Below are 13,595 nucleotides of genomic sequence, written 5' to 3' on the forward strand. Positions count from 1 at the left end.
TGCCGTTTTACGTTGACTGCGGTCTACCCGTGATGGGCCTGTTCTTCCAGTGCGACCGGCCATTTACGGAAGATGAGCAGGGACCAGATGAGCGCCACCAGTGCCGGAATGGCACCCAGATAGCCAATCGCAGACATCGACACGTGAAGGCTAATCTGATTTCCCAGCAGCGCGCCCGCGCCAATACCAAGATTGAAAATCCCCGAGAACAGTGACATCGCCACATCCGTTGCGTCCGGGGCGAGGGCCAGCACCTTCACCTGCATACCCAGACCGATAATCATGATCGCCACTCCCCAGAACAGGCTCAGGACGGCCAGATGACCCTCGCTGCCCGCCGCTGGCATGAGTAATACCAGGCACGCCAGCAGTAAACCAATGGCGCTGCTGACCAGCGCCGACGCGTGCTGATTGCCGAGCTTACCAAACAGAATACTGCCAATAATGCCCGCGCCCCCCAGGATCAACAGCAGAACGGTGGCAAAGTTGGCGCTAAAGCCGGCCACGACCTGAACGAACGGCTCGATATAGCTGTAGGCGGTGTAATGTGCCGTGACCACAATGACCGTCAGCAGATAGATACTCAGCAATGCTGGACGACGCATTAACAGCGGCAGGCTTTTCAGCGAGCCGGAGTGTTCGCTTGGCAGCTTCGGCAGCAGTTTAATCAGGCAGACCAGGGTGATCATTGCCCCCATGCCGATAGCGAAGAACGTGGTTCGCCAGCCAAAGTATTGCCCAACGATACGGCCAATCGGCAGGCCCAGGACCATAGCCAGTGCCGTGCCGGTGGCTATCAGGCTCAACGCCTGCGCGCGTTTACCCGCAGGTGCCAGGCGGATGGCCAGTGACGCGGTGATCGACCAGAATACGGCATGGGCAAAGGCGATACCGACGCGGCTGATGACCAGCACCGTAAAGTTCCACGCCAGAAACGACAGGACGTGGCTGACGATAAACAGGGCAAACAGCCCGATCAGCAGCTTTCGCCGTTCCATCTGGCTGGTCAGCAGCATAAACGGCAGTGACATCAGTGCCACCACCCAGGCATAGATGGTCAACATAATGCCCACCTGCGCGGTTTCCATCTGGAAACTTTCAGCGATGTCAGACAACAGCCCAACCGGAACAAATTCTGTGGTATTAAAAATAAACGCGGCAATTGCCAGCGTGACCACGCGTAGCCACGCGACTCTGCGGGTAACTGTGTTCGTTGTCATAGCGATGTCGGAGATTCGTTGCTGAAAAGAAGAGGAGACGATCTTAAAACGTCAACCGGCGAAAACTCAACCATTATGTGATGCAGATCTCAAAATTCACCTGGTAAAAGCGGTAGCCGGGGGCATGGTTTTCATTGAATATAAAAGAACATCACAACAAAAACAGGCGGTAAGACAATGCAGGAGATTGATTTTTATCTGGTAGATGCGTTCAGCAATGCTTCTTTTGGTGGAAACCCGGCGGCCGTGTGCCCGTTAGACGCATGGTTGCCTGATGAGACACTGCTCAGAATGGCACAGCAGCATAATCAGTCGGAAACCGCGTTTTTCGTCTGCAGTAAAGCGGGAATTGAGTTACGCTGGTTTACCACCCTTACCGAAGTCAACCTTTGCGGACATGCCACACTGGCAGCCGCGTACGTCCTGTTTAATGAACTCAACTATCCTGACCCGCGTATCCACTTTGATACCGCCTCTGGCCAGCTGACGGTTAGCCGGGAAGGGGACTGGATGACGCTGGACTTCCCGGCATGCCCGACGCAGGAAGAGACGCCCCCGCCGGCGATGCTTGCGGCGCTGGGGATCGGCCATTACGTTGAAGCCCGTAAGGGGCGAGCCTGGGTAGTGGTTCTGGAAAACCGCCGGCAGGTTGAGGCGCTTGCGCCGAATATCTCGGCAATGACGCCTGGCGAACATAAGGTCAGCGTGACGGCGCGGGGAGAGGGGGATTATGATTTTGTGAGCCGCTTTTTCTCACCGGGAGTTGCCGTCTGGGAAGATCCGGTCACCGGATCCGCGCATACAATGCTTATTCCCTACTGGAGTGAAAAACTGGGTAAAACAGCGATGTTTGCCCGCCAGGTGTCGGCTCGTGGCGGTGATATGCGCTGCGAACTGAAAGGTTCACGCGTGCTGATGAGCGGGCAGGCCTCGCTGTATCTGAAAGGCACCGTCTTTCTGCGCTAAATAACCATAACAAAAGAGGAAGAGACAATGCAGGAAATTGATTTCTATCTGGTCGATGCCTTCAGCGACAGGGCGTTTGGCGGCAACGCAGCGGCGGTTTGCCCCCTGGAAGAGTGGCTGCCGGACGAGACGCTGCTCAACATGGCGCAACAGCACAATCAGTCTGAGACGGCCTTTTTCGTACGCACTGACGGCGGATTCGAGCTGCGTTGGTTCACTACCCTTGACGAAATTAACCTGTGTGGACATGCCACACTGGCGGCATCGCATGTCATTTTCGAATACCTTGATTATCCACACACGGAAATCACTTTCACCACCCGTTTCGTCGGCGAGCTGACGGTAAAACGCAGCGGTGACTGGTTGACGCTCAACTTCCCGGCCTGGCCGACGGAGGTCGTCGATAATCCGCCAGCGCTGCTGTTGAGCGCGCTGGGCGTTGAGCAGGCAAAAGAGGTGCGTGTCGGGCGCGACTACATGGTGGTGCTGGAGAACCAGCAGCAGGTAGAGGCCCTTACGCCGGATATCTCGGCAATGATTCCGCTGGATAAGATGGTCTGCGTCACGGCACCGGGCGATGAATATGACTTCGTCAGCCGCTTCTTCTGTCCGGGAGAAGGGGTGCCGGAAGATCCGGTTACGGGGTCCACTCACAGCATGTTGATTCCCTACTGGAGCGAAAAGTTGGGCAAAACCGTGCTGAACGCGCGCCAGGTCTCGCGACGGGGCGGGGATTTACGCTGTGAACTGGCGGGGGACCGGGTGTTAATCGGCGGTCAGGCCACCCTGTATCTGAAAGGGCATATCTATTTACGCCAGGCGATGTAAGCCAGGAATGGGCCACCGTCATTTCATCATCGGGAATGACGGTGGCTTGCGTTAATCAAACGTTCGTTTTTCCCCCTGCCAGCCAGACGTAATCAGAAATTCACGCCACGTTAAGGTGGCAGGGTTTATGGTTCTGCTCCAGGTAAGATCCCGGTCTTTTCCGTAATAGCCGTAGTTCACGGCATATTCCGTCATGCCGGTAATTTCACTGACCAGTGCCGCGTTGTCTGCGAAATCGGGGAAGTGGTGAAGGAGTGCTTCTCGCGTGTAGGCTGAGCGATACCGGGCTTTTATGCCGGTGACCTCCGTGAAGGTTTCCACCATCTCACGCGGCGAAAGACACTCACCGACAACGGGTAACGTCATGCCGTTGTAGTGTTCAGGGTTATCGAACATCTCAAGCACCGCAGGGCCGGTCGCCGTGAGCGGGTCGACAAAGGGCGCCCGAACGTCTTCCGGGAGATAGAGGGGAAAGATCAGCTCGTCGCCTTCTTTACGCGGCGGATAATATTCGGCCAGATTGGTGTAAAAGAACGCCAGTTGAATAAACGACGCGCTGACGGGGAGTGTGCGGATGTACTCCTCAATTCGGCCCTTATCGCTGAAATGAGGAGCCCATAGAGTTCCGGCTGTTATTCTCTCGACGTTTTCCAGACTGCTGAAGACAAGGTGTTTTACGCCGGCGTTGACGGCGGCATCTGCAAGCCTGTAGCCCAGCGCCGTTTCACCCGTTGGCATCTGCGTCGATACGGGGATGAAACCTGGTGTCATCAGAAACGCTCCGTCTGACTCGGCAAACGCCCCGATCAGATGCGCATCATTGCCCGTCTTAAGGGTGATTTGTCTCAGTTCAGCGCCCCGTTCCGCCAGCTGTTTCGCCGCAGGAGAGTCCGTGTTTTGCGTTAAGGCGCGCACCCGATAGCGCCCACTTTGCAGCAGGGTTGTGGTTACGCTACGTCCTTGTTTACTGGTGGCACCAAAAACTGTTATGAGTGGTTTTTTATCATACGACATTTCATTCTCGCTCTGTGTTGTTGCGGTAGTGCATTATCGGAATGCGGGCGGCGAGCGTGAAATCGATTTATTTCTTACATGATATCCATCCTATGAATACCAAAAAGCCTGACGTAAACCTGCTGCTGACTCTGGAAGTGCTGGTCGCGGAGCAAAATGTCACCAGGGCCGCCAGCCGGCTTTGTCTTAGCCAGCCTGCCGTCAGCGCGCAGCTTAACCGGCTGAGGGGGATGTTTAACGATCCGTTATTGATCCCGGGGCGCAGGGGGATGACGCCAACCCCCAAAGCTCTTGAGCTGATGGCGACGCTTGGCGGGGCGCTGGCAAAAATACGGGATACGCTGCAATCACATGAGGACTTTGATCCGCTGCACGATTCGCTAACGGTCTCTCTGGCCTGTACTGATTACGTGCAGGCCGCGGTCATTATGCCGCTGATTGTGGCCCTGCAAGAGATTGCCCCCGGCGTGCGTATTGCTGTCAGGAATTACGATCCGCATCAACTGGCCCATCAACTGAGCTCAGGCGATGTTGATGCTGCCATTGCCACGCCAGACCCTGCGCAGGCGCAGCTCAGAACGCAACATCTTTATGACGAATCGTACGTGCTTATCGGGCGCCCTCAGCATCCTGAACTGAACGACCAACTGACAATGGAAGCATTCGCAAAACTTGAGCATATTATCGTGTCTCCCTCGGGAGGCGGTTTTACCACGCCGATGGATGTCATGCTGGCGGAGTCAGGGTTGCAACGTAAGGTTGCGGTATCTGCGGCATCATTTCTGTTTGTTCCCGGCATGGTGCAGATGAGCCATCTGGTAGCACTGGTGCCCCGACGATTAATTATGGGAACCGTTAACCCGCTCACCGTGGTGGAACTCCCCTGGCTGAAAGAGACGTTTGACGTCAGTCTTATCTGGCATGAACGCAGCCATAACCACGCCGGACACCGCTGGTTAAGGGATACTCTCGTCAGCCTTAACGGCAATGCTGATATAAGTTAACGGTATGAAGCACGTGTGCAGGGCTGCGCTATGTTGAAATAAAAACAACAAGGAGCCCGCCATGTATTCCATTACCGCTGAATCTGCACATCACCCTGATATTTTGCATCTGATTGCCGCGCTTGACCGCTATCAGAGCGAACTCTATCCCGCTGAAAGTAACCACCTGCTCGATCTGACCGAACTGCCGACAGCCTCGCTGATCCTGATGATTATTCGGGACCGGCAGCTTCATGCCGTCGGGTGTGGTGCCGTGGTGCTCAACGGCGACGGGACCGGTGAAATGAAACGGGTGTATATCGATCCGGCTCATCGCGGGCAACATCTCGGCGAGATGCTGCTGGCGGCGCTGGAAGATGAAGCCCTGAGCCGTCACTGCCACACGCTTCGCCTGGAGACGGGCATCCGGCAACATGCCGCCGTCCGTCTGTATGAGCAGTGCGGCTATGAGCAACGTCCGGCGTTTCCGCCGTATGTTGATGACCCGCTGAGCCTGTTTATGGAGAAGGCACTGGTGGTTGACGTTCGTTTAGCAGCGCTATAAAAGCCTCCAGCGGGCGGGTCATAGCCCCGCGGCGCCAGACCAGCCAGGTGGTAAGCCAGCGCCAGTTTTCTGCCAGCGGCCAGGCTTCCACCTGATGGTGGCCTGGCATACTTTCCAGCATCGAACGAGGCATCAGCGCGATACCGGCGCCCGCGATGACGCAGGCGAGCATGCCGTGATAAGACTCCATCTCATGAATACGCCCGGGCGTGGCTCTGTCGGCGTGAAACCAGCTTTCCAGATGTCGGCGATACGAACAGTTTGCGCGAAAGGCGTAGACGTCACGGCCGCTTACCTGCGTGGCGCGTGCCACTTCTGCATGCCCGGCGGGCGTGACCAGCATCATCTCTTCCCGGTAAACCGGCATGCCTTCCAGTTCCGGATGCGAAAGGGGGCCGTCGACAAACGCGGCGCTTAAGGTTCCCTGCAGTACGCCGTCAATCATTGTGCCGGACGGCCCGGTAGAGAGGGCAAACTGGATACGTGGATAACGCTGGTTAAACTGCGCCAGGCTTTCCGGAATACGCACGGCGGCGGTACTCTCCAGCGCACCAAGCGCAAATAATCCCTGCGGTTCATCACCGGCGACGACCATTCGTGCCTCATCGACCAGCGCCAGGATCTGCTTGCTGTAGCGCAGGAAATTATGCCCGGCGGGAGATAAACGTAAACGCTGGTTCTCACGAATAAACAGCTCAACGCCAAGATCGGCCTCCAGCTGGCGGATGCGGGTGGTCAGGTTCGACGGAACGCGATGCACCTTTTGCGCTGCCTGGGTGATGCTGCCGGTGAGCGCCACGGCGTTAAACATTTCAAGCTGAGTTAAGTCCATGCCATTCTCGATTCGTGAACAAGGTGGTTAGTATTATTCATTTTTAAGAAATAGCAGAGTGCGCCACAATGAATCAACCGTTATTACGTGGAGACCATCATGACTTATTCCTCTGCTACACATGCCCTCTCTGTTAACCCAGCCACCGGTGAGACGCTCGCGGCGTATCCGTGGGCGAGCACCGACGACGTTGAACGCGCAATTGCGCAGGCTGATGCCGGTTTTCGTCAGTGGAGACGCGTAAGCGTTTCAGACCGGGCGCAAAAGCTGCGCGATCTCGCCAGCGCGCTGCGAAACCGTGCAGACGAGATGGCCCGAATGATCTCCCGTGAGATGGGCAAACCCATTTTGCAGGCGCGTGCTGAAGTGGCAAAATCCGCCAGCCTCTGCGACTGGTATGCGGAACACGGCCCGGCAATGCTGCAGCCTGAACCGACCCTGGTAGAAAACCAGAACGCGGTGATTGAATACCGGCCGCTGGGACCTGTTCTTGCCGTCATGCCGTGGAACTTCCCGCTCTGGCAGGTACTGCGTGGCGCGGTACCCATCCTGCTGGCCGGGAACAGCTATCTGCTCAAGCATGCGCCAAACGTACTCGGCTCGGCTGACCTCATTGCGCAGGTATTTGCTGACGCCGGTTTTCCGCAGGGTGTCTTTGGCTGGGTGAATGCCACGAATGAGGGTGTGAGCCAGGCGATCAACGACCGTCGTATTGCCGCCGTAACCGTAACCGGCAGCGTGCGCGCGGGTGCGGCGATTGGTGCGCAGGCGGGGGCAGCACTCAAGAAATGCGTCCTGGAGCTGGGCGGTTCAGATCCGTTTATTGTGCTCAATGATGCTGATTTGGATCTGGCGGTGAAAGCAGCCGTGGCCGGTCGTTATCAGAATACCGGACAGGTTTGCGCCGCCGCTAAGCGCTTTATTGTGGAAGAGGGCATCGCTGATGCTTTCACCCAGCGTTTTGTCGAGGCGACGGCAGCCCTGAAGATGGGGGCGCCGGATCGCGAAGAAAACTTTATTGGCCCGATGGCGCGATTTGACCTGCGCGATGAACTGCATCAGCAGGTGCAGGCCACGCTGGCCGAAGGCGCCACGCTGCTGCTTGGTGGGGAGAAAGTCGCCGGTGAAGGTAACTACTATGCACCGACCGTGCTGGGGAATGTCACTGCCAGCATGACGGCATTTCGTCAGGAGCTGTTTGGTCCGGTTGCGGCGGTTAGCGTTGCGAAAGACGCGGAGCACGCCCTGCAGCTGGCTAACGACAGCGACTTTGGTCTGTCCGCAACCGTCTTTACCGCGAACGATACGCTGGCGGAGAAATTCTCCCGTGAGCTGGAGTGCGGTGGGGTGTTCATCAATGGTTTCAGCGCCAGCGATGCGCGCGTGGCCTTTGGCGGCGTGAAGAAGAGCGGTTTTGGTCGTGAGCTTTCCCACTTCGGTCTGCACGAGTTCTGTAACGTGCAGACGGTATGGAAGAACAGAGTCTAGTTCGCTCTCTGATAAAGGCCTTCAGCACGAAGGCCGTTGTCATTTTCCTGCAATGGTTCTGTCATTTTCGTTTCGTAGACTCGCACGCGTCTAACGTATTGTTACTGAAGAAAATTATGAACCTAACGCAAATTTTTCGCCGTATTGCGCAGCGCCTCATCCCTCGTCAGTTTGGCCTGCTGACCGGTATTTTCTGTATTATTGGTCTTTTCTCCGCACTGCAACTCTCCTCTTCATTTTTGCTCAATGCTTCCCTGAAAGACGCTCAACGCAACGAGCAGCAAAATCTGCTGGCGTACCAGCAACAGAGCAAACTGGATCTGGCCCGCGTGTCTCTGCTGGCAGCAAGCGATCTGCTTAACCGCTCCGGCGTCTGGTTTATGCAGGATAAAGAGACCGGCTCTGAAGGGAGCTGGCACAGCCTGATGGACGAAGCTCAGGCGTCGCTGACGGTTTCTCAGCAGGCCTGGAACGCCTGGCTGGCGCTCAATCCGCCAAAAGATGATGCCCTGATCACCAGCTACCAGCTTTTCTACGGTGCCATCAAGGAGCAGGCGGAAGGGCTCATCAAGACCAACACGATCGACGCCTTTTTTGCCGTACCTGCCCAGGCTTTTCAGACTGACTTCAACGAAAACTATGCCCGCTATCAGCAGGCCAGCGAGAAGCAGGCGATGCAGGGCCGCCAGAGTCTGATGGCACAACTCTCTGGCCTGCAAACGCTCTTCCTGATTGCACCGGTTCTGCTACTTGCCATCGCCGTTCTGGTGTGGTTCGGCATGTCCCGCTGGGTCATTACGCCGCTGCGTCGGTTGATTGCTCACATTAACCAGCTGGCGGCAGGAGACCTGTCCGGTACACCGCCGGGCGTACTGCGCTTTAACAAGGAGATCGGACAGTTAAGCGACAGTGTTTCCACCCTGCAGCACGGACTGCAGGAACTGGTGACCCAGGTCAGCAATGCCACCCACGCAATGGTCGAAAATATAGGCTCGCTGGCACAGGGCAACCAGAAGCTGTATCTGCAGTCGGCTCGTCAGGCGAAAGAGCTTGAGGATGTGACGACACACATTGCCGCGCTGGAAAATCACGTGGAAGGGAATACAGGTTATGCAAAACTCGCCAGCTCCAGGGCGGACGAGGCGCGCCAGGTAGCCGCGGGTGGCGATCGGATGATGACGACCGTCAATGCCTCCATGCAGGCGATCGTTGACCGATCGTCAGAGATGCGCGGGATCGTGGCGATGATCGACAGTGTGGCGTTTCAGACCAACATTCTGGCACTGAATGCGGCCATCGAGGCCGCCCATGCGGGGAATCACGGGCGCGGGTTCGCCGTTGTCGCCCGGGAAGTGGGGCTGCTGGCCAGAAAGAGCAGCCACTCGACGCAGACTATTCAGGCACTGATCAATCACTCTTTGCAGGGCATCGAAGACGGTTCCCGGGCCGTTAACCTGCTGGAAGATAATCTGCAGCAGGTGATCGGGCTGGTGGCTAATTTAAGCAGTCTGCTGAATGAGATCTCGGTCGCGACCCTGAGCCAGGGGGAGAGCATTCATCAGATGACGCGGCAGCTTCAGGCGCTGAATCAGGTTTCCCGTCAGACCGACATGCTGGTGTCTGACGCGTCGGATGCTTCTGAACGGCTGCATAAGCAATCCGATCTTTTATTGCAGGCGGTTTCGCGTTTTCGTCTTAGCGCCTGACGCAACATATAAGCCTCTGTTATACTCGCAGCCCGTTTTAGCCTGAGGGCAAGGAGCAAAGTGTGGCTGCGGTCATCCATAATGAGATGTTGGACGAGATTTTGTCGCAGGTTCGTCCGTTAATTGGAAAAGGGAAGGTTGCCGACTATATTCCGGCCCTTGCCTCGGTCAGCGGGAATAAGCTGGGTATTGCCATTTGTACGGTAGACGGGCAGCGTTACCAGGCCGGTGACGCCACCGAGCGTTTTTCAATTCAGTCCATTTCAAAAGTACTCAGTCTGGTTGCGGCCATGCGTCAGTATGAGGAAGACGAAATCTGGCATCGCGTGGGGAAAGATCCGTCCGGGCAGCCTTTCAACTCACTGCTTCAGCTCGAAATTGAACAGGGCAAGCCGCGTAACCCGTTTATCAATGCCGGTGCGCTGGTGGTTTGCGATATGCTGCAAAGCCGTCTCAGCGCCCCTCGCCAGCGCATGCTTGAAATTGTCCGCCAGCTCTCGGGCGTCGCGGATATTGCCTACAATGCGGTGGTGGCGCGCTCGGAGTTTGAACACTCCGCCCGTAACGCGGCTATCGCCTGGCTCATGAAATCGTTTGGTAACTTCCATAACGATGTCGCCACCGTGCTGCAAAACTATTTTCATTACTGCGCGCTGGAAATGAGCTGTGTTGAACTGGCACAGACATTCTTGTTCCTCGCCCATCAGGGGCATGCGCCGCACCTCGCGCAAGATGTTGTCTCGCCCATGCAGGCGCGTCAGGTGAATGCCCTGATGGCGACCAGCGGGATGTATCAGAACGCCGGAGAGTTTGCCTGGCGCGTCGGTCTTCCGGCTAAATCGGGTGTCGGCGGCGGGGTGGTGGCAATCGTGCCTCACGAAATGGCGATTGCCGTCTGGAGCCCGGAGCTGGATGAAACGGGAAATTCACTTGCCGGTGTGGCAGTTCTGGAGAAACTGACCCAACGTCTGGGACGTTCTGTATACTGATGTCGACCCTGGATCCGCTTTTTGCCCGCCTGGCACGATCGCCTTTTCGTTCGCGCTTTCGCTTAGGTACGAAGGAACGGCAGTACTGCTGGGACAAAGGTGCCGAAACCATTGACCAGCACGCCGCCGATTTTATTGCCCGGCGCCTTGCACCGGCCCATCCCACCAATGACGGGAAACAGACGCCCATGCGCGGTCATCCGGTGTTTATCGCTCAGCATGCCACCGCCACCTGTTGTCGTGGCTGTCTGGCAAAGTGGCATAACATTCCGCAGGGTGTTCAGCTCAGCGCGCAGCAACAGCATTATATCGTCAGCGTGATCCACCACTGGCTGGTGCTGCAGATGAACGCCTAAATTTGACGAGTTATGATCCTGTTGTATTTGTGTTATAGATGCAGGTTAAGTTAGTTCAGATCCTGCTGACGATCGACATAATCGCCATAAGTTATTATACGGAATGATATTTAATGCGTTCTGCTCTCTCTGCCTTCAGGTTTTTTCAACCCGATACTCCGCTGCGTAATGCGTCGTGGATCTTTATTCTCACCACCTTATTCTATTTTGTGGGTGCTGAATTGCGTCTGGTTGAAGCGTTGTCGCTGTTCTGGCCACTGAATGGCGTTATGGCGGGAGTATTCGCCCGTTATGCTTATCTGAATCGTCTGCATAACTACGCGGTCGCGTATGTTGCCATGCTGATGTACGACGCGGTCACCACCAGCTGGGGAATGGCCTCGCTGGTGATTAACCTGTCGAATATGATTTTTATCGTCGTGGTCGCCATACTGGTTCTGCGTGATAAACGGCTGATGAAAACCCCCGATCCGCTTAATGCGCTGCGTCTGTTTAACTACTGCCTGATTGCTGCGCTGCTGTGTGCCTTGCTTGGCGCGGTGGGGTCGGTCGGTATCGACAGTCACACCTTCTGGCCGCTGTTTGCCGACTGGTTTAGCGAGCAGTTTTCAACGGGGGTGCTGATTGTGCCGTGTATGCTGACGATTAGCCTGCCCGTGCGTGATATTCAGCTACGCCTGGAGCAGCTGTTCCCGGTTATGGCGTTGATAGTCTCGGTGGTCGCGTCGGTGGTGATTGGTGGCGCGGGGAGCCTCTGTTTCCCGCTGCCGGCGCTTATCTGGTGTGCGGTACGCTACCCGCTGCCCGTCACCTGTTTACTGACGTTTCTCACGGGCGCCGTTGAGATCATTCTGGTTGCCAACTCCATTATCAATATTGCCGTCGCGACACCGCTTTCGACCCCGATGATGTTCTCAGCCCGGCTGGGCATTGCCACCATGGCTATTTGTCCGGTGATGGTCTCCGTCAGCGTGGCGGCCATTAATTCACTGATTCGTCAGGTGTCACTGCGGGCAGATTATGATTTTCTGACGCATGTCTATTCCCGATCCGGGCTTTATGAAGCGTTAAAGCAAGAAGAGGCGCACCGGCATTCGCGTTTTTTAACCGTCATGCTGCTGGATATCGATTACTTCAAAAGCATCAATGATAACTACGGTCACGAGTGCGGTGATCGCATACTGGCGGCCTTTGCCCGGCAGGTTCAGCAGGTTGTCGGTGAGGACGGTATGGTGGCGCGAATGGGCGGAGAAGAGTTCGCGGTGGTCGTGAACTCCGGGGATGCGCAGCACGGTTTTGAACTGGCTGAACGCATTCGAACCACCGTCGCACATCATCCGTTTACCTGGCGCCAGCAGACGCTGTATCTGACCGTCAGCATTGGCCTGGGCAGCGGTAAATCTGAGTCATGGCAGTTGACGGAGGTCTTTAATAAGCTGATGGCTGAAGCGGACGATCATCTCTATCGTTCAAAGAAAGCGGGGCGAAATCGGACCAGCGCCCGGCTGTCGGATGAGCAGGTTACTGCAACGTCCGGCAGCGAAACATCACTGCATTAGTCGTCATGAGCCAGTGACGTTAACAAATAGCGTCTGAACAGGATATTCGTACACTGACAATGTCTCTGTTTAAGCTACGCTTTTAGTAAAGCTTGCGTCAGGAGACGTTATGAAAACACCTGCAACCCCTGAAAATGAAACGGAACGTCTGAACTCGCTGCGCGAATCAGGCCTGCTTGAAATCGACAGTTCGCCGGCCTTTGACCGCCTGACGCGTCTGGCAAAACGCTTTTTCCAGGTGCCGCTGGCGATGGTCAATCTTATCGATGAGCATTCGCTGATCGTGAAGTCAGCGGATGGCCAGGCACCGGACTCTGTCCCGCGCAATATCTCATTTTGTGGCCATACGATCCTCAGCGAAGCGCCGCTGGTGGTGGGGGACATGCGTCAGGATGACCGCTTTGCCGATAATCCGCTGGTGGCCGGTGAGCCCGGCGTTCGTTTCTACGCTGGTTTCCCGCTGCGTCTGCGCGACGGCGCGAGCGTCGGATCGCTTTGCCTGATTGATTATTCTCCGCGCGAGTTTACGGCGGCCGATCTTGCCGTGCTGGGAGACCTGGGCGCGCTGGCAGAAGATGAATTTGCCGCCGTCAGTGCGGCGACTACCGATGAACTGACGGGCTTATTCAACCGTCGGGGCTTTAATCAGCTCGTCCGGTTTACCCTGTCCGTCGCCCGACGCCGTGCAGAGCCGTTAACCCTCGGCTGGCTGGATCTGGATCGCTTTAAGGAGATAAACGATCGGTACGGCCACGAGGAAGGCGATAAGGCGCTGAACGTGATGGCGCAACTGATGCGTTCCTCCTTCCGTGAGGCGGATCTGCTGGTTCGCTTTGGCGGGGATGAGTTTGCCGTGCTGTTCGCCGATACGGATGAGCAGGGGGCCTGGATTGCGATGCAGTATCTGGCCGAGCAGGTCGAAAATTATAATGCCCGCAAACTGCATCCGTGGTCGCTTCTGTTCTCGTGGGGACTCAGTGAATTCGACCACAATGGCCATGACCTGCAACAGTGGCTAAAAGAGGCCGATGAAAAGATGTATGCCATGAAGCAGCAACGCCACCGCGAAAGATGACATAACAAAAGCCT

The 13,595-nt window shown here is 56.2% G+C and carries 13 protein-coding genes; 10 read left to right on the top strand and 3 right to left on the bottom strand.

The annotated features are described in order from the left end of the window. Positions 1-23 precede the first annotated feature (23 nt). Complete coding sequence (locus tag L462_RS16485) at positions 24-1,220, bottom strand: sugar transporter (protein WP_020884157.1); 1,197 nt, start codon at positions 1,218-1,220, stop codon at positions 24-26. Positions 1,221-1,397: 177 nt separating this feature from the next. Here L462_RS16485 and L462_RS16480 point away from each other — a divergent pair, with 177 nt between their 5' ends. Further along, the gene (locus L462_RS16480; protein WP_032678140.1) at positions 1,398-2,186 is read left to right on the top strand and encodes a PhzF family phenazine biosynthesis protein; all 789 of its coding nucleotides are present in this window, start codon (positions 1,398-1,400) and stop codon (positions 2,184-2,186) included. A gap of 27 nt (positions 2,187-2,213) precedes the next feature. Next, on the top strand, positions 2,214-3,014 hold the full coding sequence (locus L462_RS16475) for a PhzF family phenazine biosynthesis protein (protein WP_032678141.1): 801 nt from the start codon (positions 2,214-2,216) through the stop codon (positions 3,012-3,014). Positions 3,015-3,065: 51 nt separating this feature from the next. Here L462_RS16475 and L462_RS16470 read toward each other — a convergent pair whose 3' ends face one another. Then, on the bottom strand, positions 3,066-4,028 hold the full coding sequence (locus tag L462_RS16470; protein ID WP_032678142.1) for an NmrA/HSCARG family protein: 963 nt from the start codon (positions 4,026-4,028) through the stop codon (positions 3,066-3,068). Positions 4,029-4,120: 92 nt separating this feature from the next. Between L462_RS16470 and L462_RS16465 the strand changes: the two genes are divergently transcribed. Further along, the gene (locus L462_RS16465; RefSeq protein WP_255358176.1) at positions 4,121-5,032 is read left to right on the top strand and encodes a LysR family transcriptional regulator; all 912 of its coding nucleotides are present in this window, start codon (positions 4,121-4,123) and stop codon (positions 5,030-5,032) included. 61 nt (positions 5,033-5,093) lie between these two features. After that, positions 5,094-5,576, top strand: a complete 483-nt coding sequence (locus tag L462_RS16460) for a GNAT family N-acetyltransferase (protein WP_014170050.1) — start codon at positions 5,094-5,096, stop codon at positions 5,574-5,576. On the opposite strand, the gene L462_RS16455 is transcribed toward L462_RS16460, so the two are convergent. Further along, positions 5,530-6,408, bottom strand: a complete 879-nt coding sequence (locus L462_RS16455; protein ID WP_032678144.1) for a putrescine utilization regulator PtrR — start codon at positions 6,406-6,408, stop codon at positions 5,530-5,532. The genes L462_RS16460 and L462_RS16455 overlap by 47 nt on opposite strands. Positions 6,409-6,507: 99 nt before the next feature. Here L462_RS16455 and sad point away from each other — a divergent pair, with 99 nt between their 5' ends. The 6 genes from sad to L462_RS16425 all read left to right on the top strand — a co-directional run bounded on the left by sad (position 6,508) and on the right by L462_RS16425 (position 13,581). Then, positions 6,508-7,896 (top strand): succinate-semialdehyde dehydrogenase, encoded by a 1,389-nt coding sequence (gene sad, locus L462_RS16450; protein WP_032678145.1) that lies wholly within the window; start codon positions 6,508-6,510, stop codon positions 7,894-7,896. A 116-nt stretch (positions 7,897-8,012) separates the two neighbouring features. After that, positions 8,013-9,602, top strand: coding sequence for a methyl-accepting chemotaxis protein (locus tag L462_RS16445; protein WP_032678146.1), 1,590 nt, complete (start codon positions 8,013-8,015; stop codon positions 9,600-9,602). Between the two features lie 62 nt (positions 9,603-9,664). Next, positions 9,665-10,591 (top strand): glutaminase B, encoded by a 927-nt coding sequence (gene glsB, locus L462_RS16440; RefSeq protein WP_025204200.1) that lies wholly within the window; start codon positions 9,665-9,667, stop codon positions 10,589-10,591. Then, entirely contained in the window at positions 10,591-10,947 is a 357-nt protein-coding gene (locus tag L462_RS16435; RefSeq protein ID WP_014170055.1) for a DUF4186 domain-containing protein, read from the top strand. The genes glsB and L462_RS16435 overlap by 1 nt, the downstream gene beginning before the upstream one ends. 113 nt (positions 10,948-11,060) lie before the next feature. Further along, positions 11,061-12,506 (top strand): sensor domain-containing diguanylate cyclase, encoded by a 1,446-nt coding sequence (locus tag L462_RS16430; RefSeq protein WP_020884148.1) that lies wholly within the window; start codon positions 11,061-11,063, stop codon positions 12,504-12,506. A 109-nt stretch (positions 12,507-12,615) separates the two neighbouring features. Continuing rightward, positions 12,616-13,581, top strand: a complete 966-nt coding sequence (locus tag L462_RS16425; RefSeq protein ID WP_014170057.1) for a sensor domain-containing diguanylate cyclase — start codon at positions 12,616-12,618, stop codon at positions 13,579-13,581. Positions 13,582-13,595 lie beyond the last annotated feature (14 nt).

The sequence above is a fragment of the Enterobacter sp. BIDMC 26 genome (assembly GCF_000534435.1).
Classification (GTDB): Bacteria; Pseudomonadota; Gammaproteobacteria; order Enterobacterales; family Enterobacteriaceae; genus Enterobacter; species Enterobacter ludwigii.

Bases quoted from the DNA above. Each gene is read 5' to 3' on its own strand.
- L462_RS16445 (WP_032678146.1), top strand. From the start codon at position 8,013: ATGAACCTAACGCAAATTTTTCGCCGTATTGCGCAGCGCCTCATCCCT.
- L462_RS16430 (WP_020884148.1), top strand. From the start codon at position 11,061: ATGCGTTCTGCTCTCTCTGCCTTCAGGTTTTTTCAACCCGATACTCCG.
- L462_RS16480 (WP_032678140.1), top strand. From the start codon at position 1,398: ATGCAGGAGATTGATTTTTATCTGGTAGATGCGTTCAGCAATGCTTCT.
- L462_RS16470 (WP_032678142.1), bottom strand. From the start codon at position 4,028: ATGTCGTATGATAAAAAACCACTCATAACAGTTTTTGGTGCCACCAGT.
- L462_RS16435 (WP_014170055.1), top strand. From the start codon at position 10,591: ATGTCGACCCTGGATCCGCTTTTTGCCCGCCTGGCACGATCGCCTTTT.
- L462_RS16475 (WP_032678141.1), top strand. From the start codon at position 2,214: ATGCAGGAAATTGATTTCTATCTGGTCGATGCCTTCAGCGACAGGGCG.
- sad (WP_032678145.1), top strand. From the start codon at position 6,508: ATGACTTATTCCTCTGCTACACATGCCCTCTCTGTTAACCCAGCCACC.
- L462_RS16460 (WP_014170050.1), top strand. From the start codon at position 5,094: ATGTATTCCATTACCGCTGAATCTGCACATCACCCTGATATTTTGCAT.
- L462_RS16465 (WP_255358176.1), top strand. From the start codon at position 4,121: ATGAATACCAAAAAGCCTGACGTAAACCTGCTGCTGACTCTGGAAGTG.
- L462_RS16425 (WP_014170057.1), top strand. From the start codon at position 12,616: ATGAAAACACCTGCAACCCCTGAAAATGAAACGGAACGTCTGAACTCG.
- L462_RS16485 (WP_020884157.1), bottom strand. From the start codon at position 1,220: ATGACAACGAACACAGTTACCCGCAGAGTCGCGTGGCTACGCGTGGTC.
- L462_RS16455 (WP_032678144.1), bottom strand. From the start codon at position 6,408: ATGGACTTAACTCAGCTTGAAATGTTTAACGCCGTGGCGCTCACCGGC.